This is a genomic window from Streptomyces sp. NPDC017529, assembly GCF_044329785.1.
GTDB lineage: Bacteria > Actinomycetota > Actinomycetes > Streptomycetales > Streptomycetaceae > Streptomyces.
Genome location: NZ_JBIRJY010000014.1, coordinates 50,525 through 69,446, shown reverse-complemented (window position 1 = coordinate 69,446; position 18,922 = coordinate 50,525). Strand labels below are relative to the sequence as shown.

General features: G+C 74.4%; 14 protein-coding genes. 3 read left to right on the top strand and 11 right to left on the bottom strand.

The window, feature by feature from the left end; all coding sequences use genetic code 11:
* Positions 1-2 precede the first annotated feature (2 nt).
* The 4 genes from ACH4K4_RS29070 to ACH4K4_RS29055 form a co-directional block, all read right to left on the bottom strand.
* Entirely contained in the window at positions 3-1,931 is a 1,929-nt protein-coding gene (locus tag ACH4K4_RS29070) for an IucA/IucC family protein (protein ID WP_398171504.1), read from the bottom strand.
* A gap of 427 nt (positions 1,932-2,358) precedes the next feature.
* Positions 2,359-3,123 carry a GNAT family N-acetyltransferase gene (locus ACH4K4_RS29065; RefSeq protein WP_398171413.1) on the bottom strand — a complete coding sequence of 255 codons (765 nt, stop codon included), beginning with the start codon at positions 3,121-3,123 and terminating at the stop codon, positions 2,359-2,361.
* A 125-nt stretch (positions 3,124-3,248) separates the two neighbouring features.
* Positions 3,249-5,378, bottom strand: coding sequence for an IucA/IucC family protein (locus ACH4K4_RS29060; protein ID WP_398171411.1), 2,130 nt, complete (start codon positions 5,376-5,378; stop codon positions 3,249-3,251).
* A gap of 160 nt (positions 5,379-5,538) precedes the next feature.
* The gene (locus ACH4K4_RS29055; RefSeq protein WP_398171409.1) at positions 5,539-7,008 is read right to left on the bottom strand and encodes a diaminobutyrate--2-oxoglutarate transaminase family protein; all 1,470 of its coding nucleotides are present in this window, start codon (positions 7,006-7,008) and stop codon (positions 5,539-5,541) included.
* Positions 7,009-7,549: 541 nt separating this feature from the next.
* Here ACH4K4_RS29055 and ACH4K4_RS29050 point away from each other — a divergent pair.
* Positions 7,550-8,737, top strand: a complete 1,188-nt coding sequence (locus ACH4K4_RS29050) for a trypsin-like serine peptidase (protein WP_398171408.1) — start codon at positions 7,550-7,552, stop codon at positions 8,735-8,737.
* A gap of 82 nt (positions 8,738-8,819) precedes the next feature.
* Here the strand turns inward: ACH4K4_RS29050 and hflX are convergent, their stop codons facing one another.
* The 6 genes from hflX to miaA all read right to left on the bottom strand — a co-directional run bounded on the left by hflX (position 8,820) and on the right by miaA (position 17,281).
* Entirely contained in the window at positions 8,820-10,307 is a 1,488-nt protein-coding gene (gene hflX / locus ACH4K4_RS29045) for a GTPase HflX (RefSeq protein ID WP_398171406.1), read from the bottom strand.
* Between the two features lie 176 nt (positions 10,308-10,483).
* Positions 10,484-12,124 (bottom strand): M1 family metallopeptidase, encoded by a 1,641-nt coding sequence (locus tag ACH4K4_RS29040; RefSeq protein WP_398171405.1) that lies wholly within the window; start codon positions 12,122-12,124, stop codon positions 10,484-10,486.
* 120 nt (positions 12,125-12,244) lie between these two features.
* A complete protein-coding gene (locus tag ACH4K4_RS29035; protein ID WP_398171403.1) occupies positions 12,245-14,554 on the bottom strand; it encodes a RelA/SpoT family protein in 2,310 nt (769 codons plus the stop codon).
* 140 nt (positions 14,555-14,694) lie between these two features.
* On the bottom strand, positions 14,695-15,636 hold the full coding sequence (gene dapF / locus ACH4K4_RS29030; RefSeq protein ID WP_398171401.1) for a diaminopimelate epimerase: 942 nt from the start codon (positions 15,634-15,636) through the stop codon (positions 14,695-14,697).
* 28 nt (positions 15,637-15,664) lie between these two features.
* Positions 15,665-16,234, bottom strand: coding sequence for a hypothetical protein (locus ACH4K4_RS29025; RefSeq protein WP_398171503.1), 570 nt, complete (start codon positions 16,232-16,234; stop codon positions 15,665-15,667).
* A gap of 108 nt (positions 16,235-16,342) precedes the next feature.
* The gene (miaA, locus tag ACH4K4_RS29020; protein ID WP_398171399.1) at positions 16,343-17,281 is read right to left on the bottom strand and encodes a tRNA (adenosine(37)-N6)-dimethylallyltransferase MiaA; all 939 of its coding nucleotides are present in this window, start codon (positions 17,279-17,281) and stop codon (positions 16,343-16,345) included.
* 182 nt (positions 17,282-17,463) lie between these two features.
* Between miaA and ACH4K4_RS29015 the strand changes: the two genes are divergently transcribed.
* Both ACH4K4_RS29015 and ACH4K4_RS29010 read left to right on the top strand, forming a co-directional pair.
* On the top strand, positions 17,464-17,748 hold the full coding sequence (locus ACH4K4_RS29015) for a gliding motility protein (RefSeq protein WP_398171397.1): 285 nt from the start codon (positions 17,464-17,466) through the stop codon (positions 17,746-17,748).
* Positions 17,749-17,773: 25 nt separating this feature from the next.
* The gene (locus tag ACH4K4_RS29010; RefSeq protein ID WP_398171395.1) at positions 17,774-18,025 is read left to right on the top strand and encodes an antitoxin; all 252 of its coding nucleotides are present in this window, start codon (positions 17,774-17,776) and stop codon (positions 18,023-18,025) included.
* A gap of 93 nt (positions 18,026-18,118) precedes the next feature.
* Here ACH4K4_RS29010 and ACH4K4_RS29005 read toward each other — a convergent pair whose 3' ends face one another.
* Positions 18,119-18,832 (bottom strand): class III extradiol dioxygenase subunit B-like domain-containing protein, encoded by a 714-nt coding sequence (locus tag ACH4K4_RS29005; protein ID WP_398171393.1) that lies wholly within the window; start codon positions 18,830-18,832, stop codon positions 18,119-18,121.
* Positions 18,833-18,922 lie beyond the last annotated feature (90 nt).

Below are 18,922 nucleotides of genomic sequence, written 5' to 3'. Positions count from 1 at the left end.
GGTCACGGGTGATGGAGGGGGTTGGGCACGGTGCCGTGTACGGCGGCGTGCGGGCGCTGGGCGCGGTCGCGGTAGCCGTCCAGGTGCAGACGGTTGCGGTTCAGGCACAGCCGGGCGATGCGCGGGGTGAGCAGGTCGAAGGTCTCGTGGCGTTTCTTCAGGTGCGGGAAGCGTCCTTGGTGGCGCAGGATCTCCGCCCGTACGAGGGACCAGAACTCGGCCTCCGGGACCGCCAGTTGCTCCTCGCACAGCGGGGCGAGGTAGCGGAAGACCCCGGCGAAGAGGCCGGAATGGATGAACTGGGTCAGGAATTCCGGTGGTTCGGTGAGCAGCACCGCGCGGACGTCCTCGGGCATGGTGGCGTGCTCGGGCAGGCGCTCGGCGCTGGTGTTGACGTCGTCGACGAAGTCCTTGACCGCGAGGCGGGTGGGGACGTCCTGCTGGTCGAAGACGACGATGGCGTTCTCGCCGTGCGGGGAGAAGACCGTGCCGTACTGGTAGAGGAAGTGCAGCAGCGGCGGCAGCAGGGCGGTGAAGAGGTGGCGCAGCCAGACCCTGGGGGCCAGGCCCGAGCGCTGCACCAGCTCGGCCGTTAAAGCGCGCCCGTGCGGGTCGGTCTGGAGGAGTGCGGCCAGGGTGCGGGCACGCTCTCCCGGGTCCAGGTGGCGGCTGACCGGCTCGCGCCAGATACAGCCCAGCAGTTCCCTGTACTGGTACGGAACGCCCGGCAGCCGGTCGTACAGCGGGTGTTCGACGGTGACGGACGCGGTTTCGCCGAGCAGGACCACCCGGGTCTCGTCGCGCAGGTACGGGTCGGCGTCGCGCAGGCCGTGGACCCAGGCGGTGACGGCGGGGGCGGCGATGGTGCGTTCGGTCGGCAGGCCGCGCCAGACCAGGGTGTTGAGGACGGAGAGCGGGAGCTTGACCGTACGGGCCCTGGGGCGGCTGGTGTTGAGGAAGGTGCGGATGGACTGCTGCGGCAGTCGCAGGTCGTTGTCAGTGGTGAGTGCGACGATGGATTTGTCGGCGAGCTGGGGGGCGAAGAGGGGCGCGATGGTCTCGTCCCACTGCCAGGGATGGACGGGGAGGTAGAGGTAGTCGGCGGGGTCGAGGCCCTGCGTGGAGAGGATGCGGGCGAAGGCGTCGCGGGTTTCGGGGGTGAGTTCATCGGCGTAGAGACGATCGGGAGTGGCCAGGGCGGGGACGCCCCGGTAAACGGCCAGCCGGCGGTGCGCGGCGATCCAGGGCAGGCGCTGCGGGGTGCGGGCCTCGGGTGACCAGATGGCGGCGTCGGACGCGGAGAAGCCCAGGCGGCCCTTGTTGGCGACGAGCCAGGGGTGGCCGGTCTGGTGGCCTTCCAGTGCGGCGTAGTCGAGGTCGGCGAGCTGCGCGGCACTGAGGGCCGTGGTGTCGAGGCGGACGTCGGCGGCGAGGGTGGCGGTCAGCTCGCGGATGAGGTGGCCGGTGGTGTCGCCGGACAGGCCCAGGACGGTGTCGTGGGCGTGGAAGAGGAAGTGAAGGGGGTCGCCGGTGGGGGTGATGGAGTCGGGGTCGACGCGCCAGTGTCCGTACGCGCCGCGGCAGGCCCGGAAGCGGTAGGTGACGTCTTTGGTGAGGCTCAGGCGGTAGGGCCGGTACTCGCCCTCGGTGCGGGTGGGAGACGGGCCCTGCGGGGCCTGGGCTCCCGGCGCGCCCGATTGCGCCGGCCCGCCGCGTTGTGCCGGTCCGCCGGGTCCTTCCGGTCCGCCCGATTGTCCCGGCCGCGCGGGGAGCCCGGGGCTGGCGGCTCGGGTGCCGGGGCGGGGGGCCGGGAGGTGGACGGTGCCCGGGCCGGGACGTGGCTCGGGAGCGTGGCCGGGGGCGGGGCGGGGGTCGGGTTCGGGGGTGATGACTTCCTCGTACGCGAACTCCGCCAGGGTCTTGGCCAGCAGGCGGCGGGCGGCCCTGCGCCATACGCGGTCGCTGTCGGCGTCGCCTCCGGGCGCGCCGGCGCCCGGAAAGCCATGGCCAGCGGGGGCAGAGCCGCTGGTGCCGGGATCGCCGGGGCCGGGATTGCCGGGGCCGGGGTTGCCGGTGTCGGGACTGTTGGGGCCGGGGCTGTCGGCGCCGGGGGCGGTAGTGCCGTGAGCGGGGCTATGGAGAGGTTCGGATGAAGGAGGCAAGGCGGGACTCCTTGGGACGAGACCTGGGCAACACGGATCGTGCGAGAGGAGAGGGGATCGGGCGTGGGGACGGGCGCGGGGAAGCGAACGGCACGGGCGGACGAAAGGGAGAAACCGGTGCGGTCGTGACGGGCAGCGGGCAGGCGTGCGCCGCCGGCGGGGCGACGACGGCGGCAGGCGCGGCTGGCGGCGGTGGTCACAGCAGATGACGGTGGGCCCGGTCGCGGACCATGAGGGCCGCGCGTTTGCCAGGGAGGTCGATCTCGTCGCAGTAACGGAATCCGGCGCCGAGGAACGCGGCGACGGAGGGCGTGTTGCGCAGGTCTGGCTCGGCGATGACCCGGCCGCACTGCGGGCGGTGGTCCAGGACCAGGTCGGCGGTGGCGCGCAGCAGTGCGGTGCCCAGGCCCCGGCCGCGGTCGGCGACGCCGCCGATCAGCAGGTGCAGTCCGGTGTCGTGCGGCCGCGCCGGGTAGTAGCGGGCGACCGGGTCCAGGTCGGCGCGGTACACCTCCCAGTAGCTCATGGGAAGGCCGGCCAGGACGCCGAGGCAGGGCACGCTGCGTCCGTCGCCGTCCAGCTGGGTGCGCAGATGGGCGGCGGTGATCTCTTCGGGCCCGGCGAGTTCCCAGAAGGCCGCGACGGCCGGGTCGTTCATCCAGCCGGAGATCAGCGACAGGTCACGGTCGAGGCGCACCGGTACGAGTTGGAAGGGCCCGGCGTGGGTAGTGGCCGGGCCCCAGTCGGCGACGTCGTCGAGCAGGAACCCGGCTCGCGGGCTGCCGGCGGGGTCCGCAGTGATCGGCTCGGCGGTGATCGGCTCGGCGCTGAACATCGCGGTGACTTCGGGCGGGAGGTGCAGGTCGAGGGTGTCGTCGAGCGCGTCATCCGGAGAGGCTTCGCGGGGGTGGGCGAAGGCCTCCTCGGATCCTGAGCTGGTGCCGGATTCGGTGGGGGGCACGGCGGCGCTCTCTCCTTTCCGGGCCTCCTCACGAGGTCACGGTGCGGGCGGACGGGAACCGGAGGCGAAGGGCGTGGGGGACGTGGCGGCGTGGGGGGCGTGGGGGGGCGGCCGCGGAGGCCGGGTCAGGGGTGGAGGGGGTTGGGGATGGTCACGTAGACGGACTGGGTGTCGACGGGGCCGACGAGTTCGTCGAGACCGTGCAGCCGGGTCAGCAGGTTGGCCTTGCAGCGCAGGGTGCGGGCTTCGAGGAGCAGACGGGGCAGGGGTGAGCGGTGTCCGGCGGGCCCGGCGGCGGCGTCGGCCAGGAAGCGCCGGAAGGCCGCGAGGAGCACGTTCTCGCGGGCCAGGCGCTGGGAGCCGAAGGCCCCGATGAGCCCGAGGACGTTGTTGATGCCGAGGTAGTAGGCGAAGCGTTCGTCGGTGACCTCGTCGGTGACGAAGGTGTCACTGGTGGCGCCGATGCCGGGCAGCCGTCGCTCCAGGTCCGTACGCCGTGACTCGCGGAAGTAGTAGCCCTGGTTGTCCCGGTAACGGCCGCCGGCGGGCCAGCCGTCGGCGTCCAGCAGGACGAGCGTGTTCTGCTGGTGGGCTTCGAGGGCGATGCCCGCGGTGCCGTCGAGCCAGAGGACGGGGCGCACCACCGCTTCGAGGTAGCGCAGGAACCACTCGGTGGCGACGGCGCCCGCGGGCCGGCCGGTGCGGGTGGTGAGCGTGCCGATCAGGCCGGCCAGGCGGGAGCGCAGACCGGTGCGGCCCGGCCAGGGGCGCAGGGAGGTGAGCGCGGCGATGCACAGGGCGTCGTCGGTGTCGGCGAACGGGTTGTGCCGGACGACCACGTCCAGGCCGCGCACCGGCTCTCCGTCGGCCCCGGTGACGCCGAGCCAGGCCGGGTCGCGGACGATGTCGAAGCCCTGGGCGCCGGGGAAGGCGGCCCGCCACTGCGCGGCGAGGCCGGTGCGCAGCAGGCGGTGCACCTCGACGCCGCGCTCCAGTTCCTTGCGGAGGTTGTCCCGCCGGGAGTTGGTGATGCGCAGGCCCAGGGAGAGTTTGAGCATGGCGTCGGAGCCGGGGCGGAAGACGGTGCGGACGGAGGAGGTGGGGTGCCAGGCGGGTCCGCCGGGGCCCAGGTCGTGGAGGAAGCCCACCTCGCACAGTTCGGCGACGTCGGGCCGGTGGCTGAGCTGGTGGGCCTGCCAGGGGTGCAGCGGCAGCGGCAGGGTCCCGGCGGGGCCGCGGGGCGCTCCGGCGGCGAGCCGCGCGGCCAGCTGCTCGGCGGGTACGGTCCGGCCGCGCTCGGTCCAGGCCGAGTCGGCGGTGAACACGTCCGGGTCGACGGCCATCCAGTGGAGGCGGAAGGCGCCGCGCAGCTCCGGGGAGTAGGCGCGTGTCTCGGCGTCGGTCAGTCCCTCCCGGCTCTTGGGGGTGGGGTGCATGGGGTGGCCGAAGAGCAGGGCCTGTTCGGCGGCGAGGAAGCGGGAGCCGCCGGGGGCGTCGGCCGGAGCGGCGCGCCGGTCGGCGAGGAACGCCGCGGTGCGCCGTACGGAGTCGGCGACCCGGCCGACGAGGTCGGTGCTCTCGCTGTCCGGCGCGCCGCAGGGCTGGTCGGCGGGCGGGTCTCCGGCGGGCTGCGGCGCCGGGGCACCGTGTACGGCCTCGCGGCGCAGCAGGGCGGCGAGGGTCACCGCGTCCAGGGGCGCGGCGTCGGCGGGGGCGCCTTCCAGCGCGGGTGCGCCGAAGCGGTGCCAGCCGGTGTCGGACCAGTACAGGACGGGGACGCGCAGGGCCGCCGCGCTGGCGTCGAGCGGGACGAGCAGCCGCTCGCCGGCCGGGCGGGGCGTGCCGCTCTCGCGGATCCAGCAGCGGAGCAGGCCTTCGGTGCCGGCGGCGTCGGCGGCGACGGCCGGGTCCGGGTGTGCCAGCCGGTCGGACCCGTGAGCGCGGTGGGCGGTTTCCCGCTCGGTCCCGGTCCCGGCGGGGGCCGCGGCGGCTTCGGGATCGGCTTCGTCCTCCTCGGAGAGCACGGTGACGACGCGGGTCGCCCCGAGCCACTCCTCGTGTCCGTGCCGCTCCAGGTGTCCCACACGGACCGTACGGGCGGCGTGGCCGGCGTGCTCGCCGCTCTCGGTGGTGTCGTGGGCGCCGCCGCGCCGGTTCTGGCGCGGTACGGCCGGCTCCCGCAGCCGGGCCAGGGGTTCACGGGGCAGACGTCGCTCGTCGGCCGGGGTCCCGTCGGGGACGGGGCGTTCGTTCATCGGGGTGTGCCTCGCAGGGTCGGCGCGGTCCACGCGCGCTGGGCGATCGTGGGGCGGTGGTCGGTGGGCGTGAAGGGGGGCGGCGGCCGGTGGCCCGAGCGGCTCGACATGCGGGTGGCCGGGGTGCCGGCCGTGGTGCTGCCGGCCGCCGGTGCGCCGGTCACCGGTCCGCTCCGAGCGGTGTCGCCCGGTGCGGCGTCACGGTCTGCGCGGCGCGCTCTGCCGCGCCCGGCGCGAGCGCCGCACCCGCCTCGCCACCGGCGCGCGCCGCACCGGCCCCGCCCCGGCCCCTGCGCACCGCGGCCCCCAGCGCGTCGGCGAGGCGGTCCAGGACCGCTTCCGCCTGTTCGTCGGTGATGGTGAGCGGGGGGAGCAGCCGGACCACCGCGCCGTGCCGGCCGCCCAGTTCGACGATCAGGCCGCGGGCCAGGCACTCCTCCTGGACGGCGGCGGCCAGCACGGGCGCGGCGGGGTGGGCGCCCGCGGGGTCGGTGGCGCCGTCCCGGTCGACGAGTTCGAGGCCGAGCATCAGGCCGCGGCCCCGTACGTCGCCGACGCAGTCGTACTCGGCGGCGAGTCCGCCCAGCCGGGAGAGCATGCGGGCGCCGAGGTCGCCGGCGCGCCGCGCCAGGTCGTTCTCCCGTACGTAGGCGAGGGTGGCGGCGCCCGCCGCCATCGCGAGCTGGTTGCCGCGGAAGGTGCCCGCGTGCGCGCCGGGCGGCCAGGCGTCCAGTTCCTCGCGGTAGACGACGACCGCCAGCGGCAGGCTGCCGCCGATCGCCTTGGACAGGACGAGGACGTCGGGTACGACGCCGCTGTGTCCGACGGCCCAGAACGCGCCGGTACGACCGACGCCGGTCTGCACCTCGTCCACGATGAGCGGGATGTCCCGTTCGGCCGTCAGGTCGCGCATCCGGCGCAGCCAGCTGTCGGGCGCCGGGATCACGCCGCCCTCGCCCTGGACCGGTTCCAGGATCATCCCGGCCGGCTTGCGGACGCCGCTCTTCTCGTCGTCGAGCACGTTCGCGGCCCAGCGCGCGGCCAGCTCGGCGCCGCGCTCGCCGCCCGTGCCGAAGGGGCAGCGGTAGTCGTACGGATACGGGAGGCGGGTCACGGTGGTGTCGCGCGCGCCCCCGGACGCCGCGAGCGCCCCCGCCGTCATGCCGTGGTACGCGCCGGTGAAGGCCGCGAGCCCGTCCCGGCCGGTCGCGGCCCGCACCAGCTTGAAGGCGGCCTCGACGGCGTCCGTGCCGGCCGGTCCGCAGAACTGGACGCGTCCGTGGTCCGCCAGTTCGGGGGGCAGGGTGGCGAACAGTTCGGTGGTGAAGGCGTCCTTGACCGGGGTCGCCAGGTCGAGGACGTGCAGCGGGGCGCCGGAGTCCAGGACGGAGCGGATCGCCTCCAGGACGACGGGGTGGTTGTGCCCGAGCGCCAGGGTGCCGGCGCCGGAGAGGCAGTCCAGGTAGCGGCGGCCGTCGGCGCCCTCGATGGTCAGCCCGCGGGCCCGCACCGGGACGATGGGCAGCGAGCGCGCGTAGGTGCGGGCGGCGGACTCGCGGAGCGACTGCCGCCGCAGGATGCCCTCGTGGGCGGGAGGGGGTGCCATCGGCTGAGGCTGGGTCACGGCCACGGCGGTTCGGTCCTCCTGCTGCTGAAGCTCTGCTGCTGGGCTGCGGGCGGGCCCGCCGTGCTCCGACGGCCCCACCGGACTGCGGGCGGGCCGCTCACGCCGGCGACGGCCCGGCGCTCCCGTGGCCGCACACCGCAGGCGGCGGATTCACGGGGTCACCGGACCGCTCCGGCACGACCGGGCCCGCCCCCCTTCCGGCGGGCCCGCCGGCCCTCCTGGCGGACCGCCGGTCCGGGCCGCAGGCCACGGCTCAGCTGTCCCCCGTACGTACCAACGACGCCGCCGACGGGGGAACACGGCCTGCCGGAAGATCCTTGCGACGGGCCTTCCGCGAAGATCCGCCGCGGGCCGGAACCGGGGACCCGCCCGCCGCCGTCCCCATCGGCACCGGCATAGTGGGGGCCTGCGCCACACCTTTCCGGTGCATGACAAAGCAGCAGATCGGAGCAGGACCGGGCAAGTCAGCCCAAGGCGCGGCACGGCCTCCCGAGGCCGGACAAGTTCACACGGCAAACTTGAACAAACCAGGGGGAGTTCACCCATGCGATCCATACGTCGGCCGGTCCTGGCCGCCGCCGCTCTCACCGCCGTGGTGGCGCTGACCGCCACCGGCTGTGGCCCGGAGGGTGACCAGGCGGGCGGCAAGCCCGGCCAGTCCGCAGATCAGGGCAGCGCGGGCGGGGGTGGCTTCACGATCCCCAAGGACATCCAGGACAAGCTCAAGGAACACGGCGTCGACCTGGACAAGTGGAAGAACGGCGAGTGGAAGAACTGGGACAAGGACAAGTGGCTCCGCGAGGCCAGTGACTTCATCAACCCGATCATCAAGGGCCTGTGGGACCCGGACCGGGCGAGCAAGGCCAAGCCGCCGAAGGAGCCGACGCCCAAGGACATCTCCGGTGACCAGGGGCGGACCGACCCGGAGCCGCGCGCGGTGCGGGCCCAGGCGGTCAAGCCGCCGTTCGGGCAGAACGCGCCCGGCCTCGGCAAGATCTTCTTCGACACCCCCGAGGGCCACGCGGTCTGCTCCGGCGCGGTGGTCAAGGACCCGGCGCACCCGGGCAAGTCGAACCTGGTGTGGACCGCGGGCCACTGCGTGCACGCCGGCAAGACCGGCGGCTGGTACCGCAACATGGTCTTCGCCCCGTCGTTCAACGACACCGGCAAGACCGCGGCCCAGCTGGAGAACGCCTCGCGTGAGCAGATGTTCCCCAAGGGCGTGTGGTGGGCCGACGGCGCGTCGACCTCGAACCAGTGGATCAGCCAGGGCGGTGCGCAGGGCAACGGCGTGCCGATGGCGCCGTACGACTTCGCGATCATGCACGTGACGCCGGAGAAGGGGGCGGGCGGCACGTCCCTCGAAGAGGTCGCCGGCGGCGCCTACCAGGTCGACTTCAACGCCTCGGCGATCCCGCAGATCCCGAGCCTCACGGCGCAGGGCTACCCGGCCGAGGCCCCGTTCGACGGCGCGACGCTGCAGCAGTGCACCGACAAGCCGGGCCGGCTGTCGCTGGACGCCAAGAAGCCGACCATGTATCGCATCGGCTGCCTGATGACCGCCGGCTCCTCCGGCGGCCCCTGGTTCGCCAAGGGCTCGGACGGCAAGCCGGTCCTGGTGTCGAACACCTCGATCGGCCCGCGTCCGGCCGGCTGGCTGGCGGGCCCGCACCTCGGCCCGGAGGCCAAAAGTATGTTCGGCGCGATGAGCAAGAAGTTCGCCACGAAGTGACCGGCGCGCGCCGGTAGGTGACGCACGGCGAAGGCCCGCCCCCGGAAACCGGGGGCGGGCCTTCGTACTGCTGCGGCCGCCGTCACGCCGCCTGTACGTACGGCTGGAACTCGGCGGCCAGTTCCTCGTGCACCCGCGCCTTGAGGACGGTGCCCTCCGCGACGTGCTCCTCGGAGATCACCTCGCCCTCGGCGTGCGCGCGCGAGACCAGCGCGCCCTGGGTGTACGGGACCAGCGCCTCGATCTCGGCCTGCGGTCGGGGCAGCTCCTCGTCGATCAGCGCGAGCAGTTCCTCGATGCCCTGGCCCGTGCGGGCCGAGACGAGCAGCGCGTGCTTCTCGTTGCGCAGCAGCCGCTGGAGCACCAGCGGGTCCGCGGCGTCCGCCTTGTTGACGACGACGATCTCCGGTACGTGGGTGGCGCCCACGTCGCGGATCACCTCGCGCACGGCGGCCAGTTGCTCCTCCGGCACCGGGTGCGAGCCGTCGACCACGTGGAGGATCAGGTCGGAGTCGCCGACCTCCTCCATCGTGGACCGGAACGCCTCGACGAGGTGGTGCGGGAGGTGCCGCACGAAGCCGACGGTGTCGGCGAGGGTGTAGAGCCGCCCGCTGGGCGTCTCGGCCCGGCGCACGGTCGGGTCCAGGGTGGCGAACAGCGCGTTCTCCACCAGGACGCCGGCCCCGGTCAGGCGGTTGAGCAGCGAGGACTTGCCCGCGTTCGTGTACCCGGCGATGGCGACCGAGGGGACCTTGTGACGGCGGCGCTCCTGCCGCTTGATGTCCCGGCCGGTCTTCATCTCCGCGATCTCCCGGCGCATCTTCGCCATCTTCTCGCGGATCCGCCGCCGGTCCGTCTCGATCTTGGTCTCACCGGGACCACGCGTGGCCATGCCGCCGCCCGCCGAGCCGGAGCCACCGCCACCCATCTGCCGGGACAGCGACTGGCCCCAGCCGCGCAGCCTGGGCAGCATGTACTGCATCTGCGCCAGCGAGACCTGCGCCTTGCCCTCACGGGACTTGGCGTGCTGCGCGAAGATGTCGAGGATCAGGGCCGTACGGTCGACGACCTTGACCTTGACGACGTCTTCGAGGTGGATCAGCTGGCCCGGGCTCAGCTCACCGTCGCACACGACGGTGTCGGCCCCGGATTCGAGCACGACGTCGCGCAGCTCCATGGCCTTGCCCGAGCCGATGTAGGTCGCCGGGTCGGGCTTGTCGCGGCGCTGGATGACGCCGTCGAGCACCATGGCGCCCGCGGTCTCCGCCAGCGCGGCCAGCTCGGCGAGGGAGTTCTCCGCGTCCTGCACGGTCCCCGTGGTCCAGACGCCGACCAGCACCACGCGCTCCAGGCGCAGCTGGCGGTACTCGACCTCGGTGACGTCTTCGAGCTCGGTGGACAGTCCCGCGACGCGGCGCAGCGCCGCACGCTCCGAGCGGTCGTACTGGTCGCCGTCACGGTCCCCGTCGATCTCGTGGCTCCAGGCGACGTCCTCTTCCATCAGGGCGTCGGCCCGAAGGCTCTCGGGGAGGCGCTGCCGGTCCTGCGGAAGGGAAGAAGAGGAGGTCATTTGATCCTTTGCGTCGTTGGGAAGCCCCGTGGCGGGGCCGTACGGCCCCGGGGCTCTCGTTACGTGACAACGTCCGGACCGCCCGGGAGATTCCCGGCCGCCGTGGCGTCGGCCAGACGATGGTCGCACGACCGGCACGGGCCGTCACGCGGGTTTTCCCGGGGCCGTGCGGGCGGCTAGGACGGTGCGCGGCCCGCCGCCGCGGGCCGCTGCTTGCCCGGCTTCGCGGCGGGCGCCTTGGCGGGTGGCTGCGGGGTCCGGTAGTGGGCCTTCCAGTCCGGGTGTCCCGGCATCGGCGGGGTCTTCGCGTCGTGCAGCCAGCTGCGGAAGAAGGCGGTGAGGTCCTGTCCCGAGATGCGCGACGCCAGCGCGGTGAAGTCGGCGGTGCCCGCGACGCCGTCGCGGTGCCGGGTCACCCAGGTGCGCTCCAGCCGGTCGAACGCGGCAGGTCCGATCTTGTTGCGGAGCGCGTACAGGACGAGCGCGCTGCCGTCGTACATGACCGGGCGGAAGATGCCGGTCTTGTTGCCGGGGGCCGGCGCCTTCGGCGAGCCGGGCGGGCCGCCCTCGGCCCGCATCCGGTCCGACACGCTGTAGGCGCGCCGCGTCCGCTGGTCCATGGAGACCTTGGAGTGCTCGTGCGCGTACAGCTCCTCGTACCAGGTGGCGTGCGCCTCGTTGAGCCAGACGTCCGACCAGGTGCGCGGGGTGACGCTGTTGCCGAACCACTGGTGCGCCAGCTCGTGGACCATGACCGCTTCGATGTACCAGCGGGGGTACTGCTTGGTCGTGAAGAGCCGCTCCTCGAAGAGCGACAGGGTCTGGGTCTCCAGCTCGAAGCCGGTCTCGGCCTGTGCGAGCAGCACTCCGTACGTCTCGAAGGGATAGCGGCCGACCTTGCCCTCCATCCAGGCGAGCTGGCCGGGTGTCTCGGCCAGCCACGGCTCCAGGCGCTTGCGGTCCGCCGCCGGTACGACGTCGCGCAGCGGCAGGCCGTGCGGGCCGCCGCGGCGCACGACCGCGGAGCGTCCGATGGAGACCTGCGCCACCTCGGTGGCCATGGGGTGGGCGGAGCGGTAGACCCAGGTGGAGGCGGCCGCGGGCGCCGGCGGTTGCCGTACGTCCCGACCGCCCCGTGCGGCCGGTGCGTGCCCGCCGTCCGGCAGGCCGCGTACGGTGCTCGGGTAGCGCGCGAGGCGCACCCCGTTGGCGACGACCGTCAGGCCCTTGGGCGCGGTGACGCGGAAGGTGTACATCGCCTTGTCCGAGGGGTGGTCGTTGCCGGGGAAGACGCGGTGCGCGGCGTCGACCTGGTTGGCCATCGCCAGCCCGTCCTTCGTGCGCAGCCAGCCGCCCTCCCGCCCCTTCCCGGTCTTGCCGGGGCGCGGGTCGCTGGTGTGCCGGACGACGATGCGCAGCGGTGTGCCGGCGCGTACGGTGCCGCGCGGCGTGACGATCAGGTCCTCGCCCCTGGTGAGGTGGCCTGCCGGGCGCCCGTTGACCTCCACGGAGCGGACGGTGCCGTGCGAGAAGTCGAGGTTGATGCGGTCCAGGCGGGCGGTGGAGCGCGCGGTGATCTTCGTGACGGCGTCCAGCGGCCGGTCGTTGCGCCCGGAGTACGCCAGGGCGATGTCGTATGCGCGGACGTCGTAGCCGGGGTTGCCGAGGTGCGGGTAGAGGCGGTCGCCGACGCCGAGCGGCCCGGCGTCGGGCAGCCCGGCGGCGACCAGGGAGGCGGCGGCGAGCACGCCGAGCGCGGCCCGGCGGCGGAAGGCGGACCCGGGGCCTGGGGCGGTGGGGTACGAGGAGTGCGGCATGACAAACGGCTATCAGCGCGGCGCCCTCCCCCGTGGCTGGCGCGACAGTACGGCACCCGAACGAGCGGGTTCGTGCGTCCGACGAGGCTGGAGGGACACGTGTGGGTGGCGGTGTCGCTCTCAGGAGCGCGCCGCCACCGTCGACTGCGCCCGGCCCGCCCGCAGCACGTCGAAGACGCCCGGCACCTGCCGCATCGCCCGCATCAGGGACGGCAGCTTGGCCGCGTCCGGCAGGTGCAGCGTGTACGTGTGCCGCACCCGCTGCTCGCGGGGCGGCTCGACGGCCGCCGCCACCACCGCGGCCCCCTCGGCGGCGATGGCCTCGGTGAGGTCGGCGAGCAGATGCGGCCGGGTGAACGCCTCCGCGAGGAGGGTGACCCGGCAGCCCTGCGCGCCGTCCTCCGCGCCGTGCCAGCGGGCGCCGACCGGCTGCCGCCCGGCCGCCGCCATGCGGGCCACCACGGGGCACAGGGTGCGGTGCACGGTGACGAAGCCGCCCCGTACGGCGAACCCGGTGACGTTGTCCGGCGGTACGGGCGTGCAGCAGCCCGCGAGCCGTACGGTCGCGTCGGGGAGGTCGGTCGTCAGGCCGGCGGCGTTCGGCCCGGGGTGCCTGGGCGCGGCGGCGGAACCGGTGGCACCGGGGGCCGCGCAGGCCTGGAAGGCCCCGGCCGCGCCGGCGCCGGCCGCACCGGCCGCCGCGGTCTCCGCCCCCGGATGCGCCGCCAGCCACCGGGAGATGGCGAGCCTGGCCGCAGGGGTACGGGTGTGGTCGAGCCAGTCAGGCGAGGGGCCGGCGGCGGAATCGGGCGCCATGAGCAGGTGCAGGCTGTCGCCGTCGCACAGGACCGTGGAGAGCGTGGCGAGACGGCCGTTGACGCGGGCGCCGATGCAGTGGTGGGCGCCTTCGCCGTACAGCGCGTAGGCGGCGTCCACACAGCTCGCGCCGGCCGGCAGCCCGACCGTGCCGGTCACCGCCGTACCCGTGCCGGCGGCGTCCGGCTCCGCCGTGCCGCTCTCGTCGTCGAAGCCGCCCGCCGCGCAGAAGACCGTGACCTCGCGGTCCTGGGCGAGGTCGGCGCGCAGCGAGGTCCAGAACGTGTCCGGGTCGGGGGTGGCGCGCTGCCATTCGAGGAGCCGGCACAGCCATCCGGGCTGGGTCGGGTCCACCCGCTCGCCCTCGTCGTCCGCGCTCCCGCCGGCGGCCGCGCGCTCGGCGCCGGAGGGGTCGGCGCCGTCCGCGGGGGCGTACGGGTTGCCGAGCGCGATCACGCCGGCCTCCGCGACGCGGTGCATCTGGTGCGTGCGGATGAGCGTCTCCGCGATCGCGCCCTCCTCGTCCGTGACGGCCGTGTGCAGCGACTGGTAGAGGTTGAACTTCGGCGTGGCGATGAAGTCCTTGAACTCCGAGACCACCGGTGTGAAGCAGGTGTGCAGCTCGCCGAGGACCGCGTAGCAGTCGGCGTCCTCCGCGACGAGCACCAGCAGTCGGCCGAGATCGGCTCCGGTGACCGTGCCGCGGGCCAGGCGCACCCGGTGCACGGAGACGAAGTGCCGCGGCCTGATGAGGACTTCGGCGTCGATGTCGGCCTCGCCGAGGACGGCGCGCACGCGCTCCGCGATGGCGGCGAGCGGGTCGGGCCGGCCGGCGTGGTCCAGGACGAGGGCGCGCGTGGTGGCGTACTCCTCGGGATGGAGGATGGCGAAGACCAGGTCCTCCAGCTCGGACTTGAGAGCCTGTACGCCCAGCCGTTCGGCCAGCGGGATCAGCACGTCGCGCGTCACCTTGGCGATCCTGACCTGCTTCTCGGGGCGCATCACGCCCAGGGTGCGCATGTTGTGCAGCCGGTCGGCCAGCTTGATGGACATCACCCGGACGTCGTTGCCGGTGGCGACCAGCATCTTGCGGAAGGTCTCCGGCTCGGCGGCGGCCCCGTAGTCGACCTTCTCCAGCTTGGTGACGCCGTCGACCAGGTAGCAGACCTCCTTGCCGAACTCGCTGCTCACCTGATCCAGCGTCACGTCGGTGTCCTCGACGGTGTCGTGGAGCAGGGAGGCGGTCAGGGTCGTGGTCTCGGCGCCCAGTTCGGCCAGGATCAGGGTCACCGCGAGCGGGTGGGTGATGTACGGTTCGCCGCTCTTGCGCAGCTGCCCGCGGTGCGAGCTCTCGGCGAGCGCGTAAGCCCTGCTGAGGGTGTCCAGGTCGGCGTCCGGGTGGTGGGCGCGGTGCACCTTGGCGACGTGCTCCAGGGCGTCCGGCAGGCCGTCGCGGGGGGCCGGCCCGAGGAGCGCGGCCCGGCCGATGCGGCGCAGCCCGCGCAGCTCCAGGCGGGGGCGGCCGCGCTTGCGGTGCGAGGCGTCCACCGGGTCGGGTGGGGCGGCCTGGGGAGGCGCGGCGGGGTTACCTGGGTTCGTGGCCTCTGCGCTCATGGGCACCTCCGGCGGCGTCGACCGGCGGTGGGGCGCCCGCAGTCAGGTGCCCGCGCCGGTGCTTGATGCTACCGAGCCCATCACGCAGCGCTGTCCCGCTCTCGCCCAGCGTGAACCGGATCACCCATTCGAGCGAAGTCCTAGCCCAGGGCCGTGACCAGCCACGCCGGGTCCATCGTGCCCTGCGCGACGATCACCGCGGGGCCGGTCATCTCGACCGTGCCGTCGGGCAGCTCGGTGATCTCCAGGCTGCCGCCCGGGACGTCGACCCGGTACGTGACGGGGGAACCGGTGACCGCGGGGTCGGCGCCGTCCCGGCGGGCGGCGGCCACGGCCACGGCGCAGGCGCCCGTGCCACAGGAGCGGGTCTCGCCGGAGCCGCGCTCGTGCACCCGCATCGCCACGTGGCGCGGGCCGCGGTCGGCGACGAACTCGATGTTGACGCCGTCCGGGTAGACGGCGGCTGGGCTGAACGGCGGGACGGCGCGCAGCTCCCCGGCGTGGCCGAGGTCCTCGACGAAGGCGACCGCGTGCGGGTTGCCCATGTTCACGTTGCGGGCGGGCCAGCTGCGGTCGCCCACGGTGACCGTCACGCCGTCCGGGAGCAGCTCGGCGCGGCCCATGGAGACCGTGACCTCGCCGGTCTTGGCCAGGTGGGCGCGGCGGAGGCCGGCCCGGGTGGCGATGGCGAGATCGCCGGCCTCGGCCAGGCCCGCGTGCTGGAGGTAGCGGGCGAAGACGCGGACGCCGTTGCCGCACATCTCGGCGACGGATCCGTCGCCGTTGCGGTAGTCCATGAACCACTCGGCCTCGCCGGCCAGGGCGCGGGCCTCGGGGTCGGCGGCGGAGCGCACCACGCGCAGCAGGCCGTCGCCGCCGATGCCGGCCCGGCGGTCGCAGATCCGCGCGACGGCGGCGGGGGTCAGCTCCAGGACGCCGTCCGGGTCGGGGACGATCACGAAGTCGTTCTCCGTGCCGTGTCCCTTGAGGAAGGCGATGCCGCGCCCGGGGCCGCCGGCGGCGGTCGGCTCGGTGTCCGCTGCGGTCCCGGTGGCCTCCGTGGTCCCCTGTGCGTCGCTCATGCCTGCATCGTACGGCGCGGGACGCGGGTCAGTGCAGCCGGGCCACGCGCCACACGGCCAGCAGCGCCAGCACCACCACGAGCGCGGCGTACCCGAGCACCACGCGCCAGTCCGGGCGGCGGCCCGAGCCGCGGGCGGGCAGGCCGGGCCAGGTGTGGCCGACCCGGCGGGCGGCCATCATGCCCCAGCCGGCGGCGCAGCCGAACAGCAGCAGGCCGAGCATGGAGATCACCGATCCGCCGTCGCCGCCGAACTCGAAGGCGAGCGGGAAGGCGAACATCAGCGAGCCCAGGATGGCCAGTCCCACGATCGGCGCGAGCTGCCAGACGCGCAGCCGGCGCGGCGGGCGCAGCTCGCGGAAGGACTCGCCGCCTTCGGCCGCCTCCTCGGGGCCGTCGGCGGCCTCCAGCGACGCGGGCCGCGCCGGTTCGCCGAGGAGGCCGGGCCCGTCGGCCGCACCGGCCGCGGTGTGGTCCAGGGCAGGGCTGTCCGGACGCGCGGCGTCGGGCCCGTCCTGGGCCAGCGACTCCGTCGCGTCCTGCTGTCCGTCTCTTCGCCCGTCCGGTTGCTGCGGTCTGTTGCGAGGGCCGGCCTCCATCGCCACGCGCCCTCCCCACTCCCGACTGCACGCCTCGATCGAAGGTCGATGATGACACGCTCCCGGCGGCCCGGATGACGGGCGGAGCGTCCCGATGCCATGACGTGATCAGGCTGTGACCGGTCGTTCGACCAACGCCAGCGCCCGCCCCGGGAGTTCCCCGAGGTCCGCGGCGGCGCCGCTGAGCCAGTGGACGCGGGGGTCCCTGCGGAACCAGGAGTCCTGGCGGCGCGCGAACCGCTTGGTGGCCCGGACCGTCTCGGCCTTGGCCTCCTCTTCCGTGCACTGCCCCGCCAGTTGCGCGAGCACCTGCTGGTAGCCGAGGGCGCGCGAGGCGGTACGGCCGTCGCGCAGCCCCTCGCCCTCCAGGCGGCGCACCTCGTCCACCAGGCCCTGGTCCCACATCCGGTCCACCCGCCGCGCGATGCGCTCGTCCAGTTCGGGGCGCTCCACGTCGACGCCGATCTGCACGGTGTCGTAGACCGACTCGTGCCCCGGGAGGTTGGCGGTGAAGGGGCGCCCGGTGATCTCGATGACCTCCAGGGCGCGCACGATGCGGCGCCCGTTGCCCGCCAGGATGGCGCGGGCCGCCTCCGGGTCGGCGGCGGCGAGCCGGGCGTGCAGCGCGCCGCTGCCCTGCTCTTCGAGTTCGGCCTCCAGGCGGGCCCGTACCTCGGGGTCCGTGCCGGGGAAGTCGAGGGCGTCGAGGGCGCCGCGCACGTACAGGCCGGAGCCGCCGACGAGGACGGGGGTGCGGCCGGCGGCGAGCAGCCGGTCGATCTCGGCGCGGGCCAGCCGCTGGTACTCGGCGACGTTGGCCGCGCGGGTGACGTCCCAGATGTCCAGGAGGTGGTGTGGCACCCCCTGGCGCTCGGGCACCGTCAGCTTGGCGGTGCCGATGTCCATACCTCGGTAGAGCTGCATGGAGTCGGCGTTGACGACCTCGCCGCCGAGCCGGCGGGCGAGCGCGACGCCCAGATCGGACTTTCCGGCCGCGGTGGGACCGACGACGGCGATGACCCGGGGTGCGGGAACTGCGTTGTTCACCGGCCCAGTCTCGCAAACCTCCGGGGCACATCTCGAACGAGCGACGTTACGGCTCGTCTTCGTGTTCGTTGCCTGTTGCGAGGTTCCGGCCGCCGGTTCACGGACCGGAGCCCGCGGGCGGCGCAATGGGACGCTCCGGGCGTCCCGGGATTTCGCCCACACGAGTAAGGTATGGAGTAGATATGGGTGTGTTTTCACGGTTTCGTCGTCGTAAGGGTGAGTCGTCCACCGAGGAAGCGTCCGCCGCGACGCTGACCGCGGAGCCGGAGGGCGCGGAGACCGACGCGGCCGCGGCGCGGGAGGCGGCCGGGGCCGGCCCGTCGGTGCAACGGGACGAGCCGGCGGGCGCGGAGCCGTCCGCCGAGGAGGCCGGCGAGGCCGCTGCCGCCGAGGGCGTCGAGATCCCGAAGCAGCAGTCGGCCGGCGAGGCCGCCGACAGCGAGGCCGGGGAAGGCGCCCGCAAATAGCACGGCGTACGAAGGAAGGTGGCCCATGGGCCTGCTGGACAACCTCAAGGCCAAGCTCGGTCCCCTGAAGGGCAAGGCCGGTGACCTGGCGCAGCAGCACGGGGACAGGATCGGGCAGGGGCTCGACAAGGCTGCGCGCGCGGTCGACGAACGGACCAAGGGCAAGTACAGCAGCCAGATCGGGACCGGCGCGGACAAGGCGAAGGACGCCCTCGGCCGGCTGTCCGAGGAGTCCCGCCGCTCCGGCGGCCCCGGCTCCCGGGGGCCGGCTTCCTGATGTTCCCGTAGGCCCCGGCCCTGGGGGTGCCGGGCGGCCGACGCGGCACCACGGCCGCGGAGCGACGCGCTCCGCGGCCGTCGCGCGTGCGGCCTACGACCAGGCCGCCACGAAGTAGCCCACACCGTACGGCGCCTCTTCGCGCAGCAGTTCGCCACGCAGACCGGCGTCCTGGGCGGCGCCCGCCAGGACCTGCCAGCAGGCCCGCCCCGACGCCTTCAGCGCGTACGCCAGTTCCGCGTCCAAGCCGGCCAGCGCGGCCGTGTCGGCGGCGCCCAGTGCGCGTGCCACAGCGGCGTCGAAGTCCTCGGCACGCTCGTCGTAATAGCCCGGCGCCTTGACCGTGCGGCACGCGCTGCCGTCGCCCATGACCAGCAGGGCGACCCGCTCGGCCGAGGCCGCGATCTCCCGGCCCACCTGTGCGCAGCGGTCGCCGGACAGCGGTTCGCCGACGCCCAGCCCCTCGACCGGCGCGTCGGCGAAGTCCGTGCGGGCCAGCAGCCAGGCGCCGACCGACAGCGACGGCGGAAGCCGGCGTTCAGGGGCCGGCTCGGCGGCGGCGCCCAGGCTCACTTCCAGGTCCACGCCGAAGCCGCGGAACGAGCCCACCGCGCCCTGTCCGTGCGGTCCGCGGCCCGCCTGTTCGGCCGGGCCGACGACGACGAGCCGGTCCGGGCGGGCCGCCGCGAGCACGCCCACCGCGTCGAGGGCGGCGGCCCGCAGGCCGTCCAGCTCGGGTGCGGCGCCGGAGGCGACCTCGGGAACGAGCACCGGCGGGCAGGGGCAGACGGCTGCGGCGACAAGCATGGCTGGAACCCTAGCAAGGCGGCTGTACCGGCCACGGAAGCTCCGGCGCGGAGCACGCCGCGCCGCCGCCGGGGCAGCAGGGCCCCGGCG

Coding starts and splice junctions, on each gene's coding strand:
- ACH4K4_RS29060 (WP_398171411.1), bottom strand. CDS start 5,378: ATGAACGAACGCCCCGTCCCCGACGGGACCCCGGCCGACGAGCGACGT.
- ACH4K4_RS29050 (WP_398171408.1), top strand. CDS start 7,550: ATGCGATCCATACGTCGGCCGGTCCTGGCCGCCGCCGCTCTCACCGCC.
- hflX (WP_398171406.1), bottom strand. CDS start 10,307: ATGACCTCCTCTTCTTCCCTTCCGCAGGACCGGCAGCGCCTCCCCGAG.
- ACH4K4_RS29040 (WP_398171405.1), bottom strand. CDS start 12,124: ATGCCGCACTCCTCGTACCCCACCGCCCCAGGCCCCGGGTCCGCCTTC.
- ACH4K4_RS29035 (WP_398171403.1), bottom strand. CDS start 14,554: ATGAGCGCAGAGGCCACGAACCCAGGTAACCCCGCCGCGCCTCCCCAG.
- dapF (WP_398171401.1), bottom strand. CDS start 15,636: ATGAGCGACGCACAGGGGACCACGGAGGCCACCGGGACCGCAGCGGAC.
- ACH4K4_RS29025 (WP_398171503.1), bottom strand. CDS start 16,234: ATGGAGGCCGGCCCTCGCAACAGACCGCAGCAACCGGACGGGCGAAGA.
- ACH4K4_RS29015 (WP_398171397.1), top strand. CDS start 17,464: ATGGGTGTGTTTTCACGGTTTCGTCGTCGTAAGGGTGAGTCGTCCACC.
- ACH4K4_RS29010 (WP_398171395.1), top strand. CDS start 17,774: ATGGGCCTGCTGGACAACCTCAAGGCCAAGCTCGGTCCCCTGAAGGGC.
- ACH4K4_RS29005 (WP_398171393.1), bottom strand. CDS start 18,832: ATGCTTGTCGCCGCAGCCGTCTGCCCCTGCCCGCCGGTGCTCGTTCCC.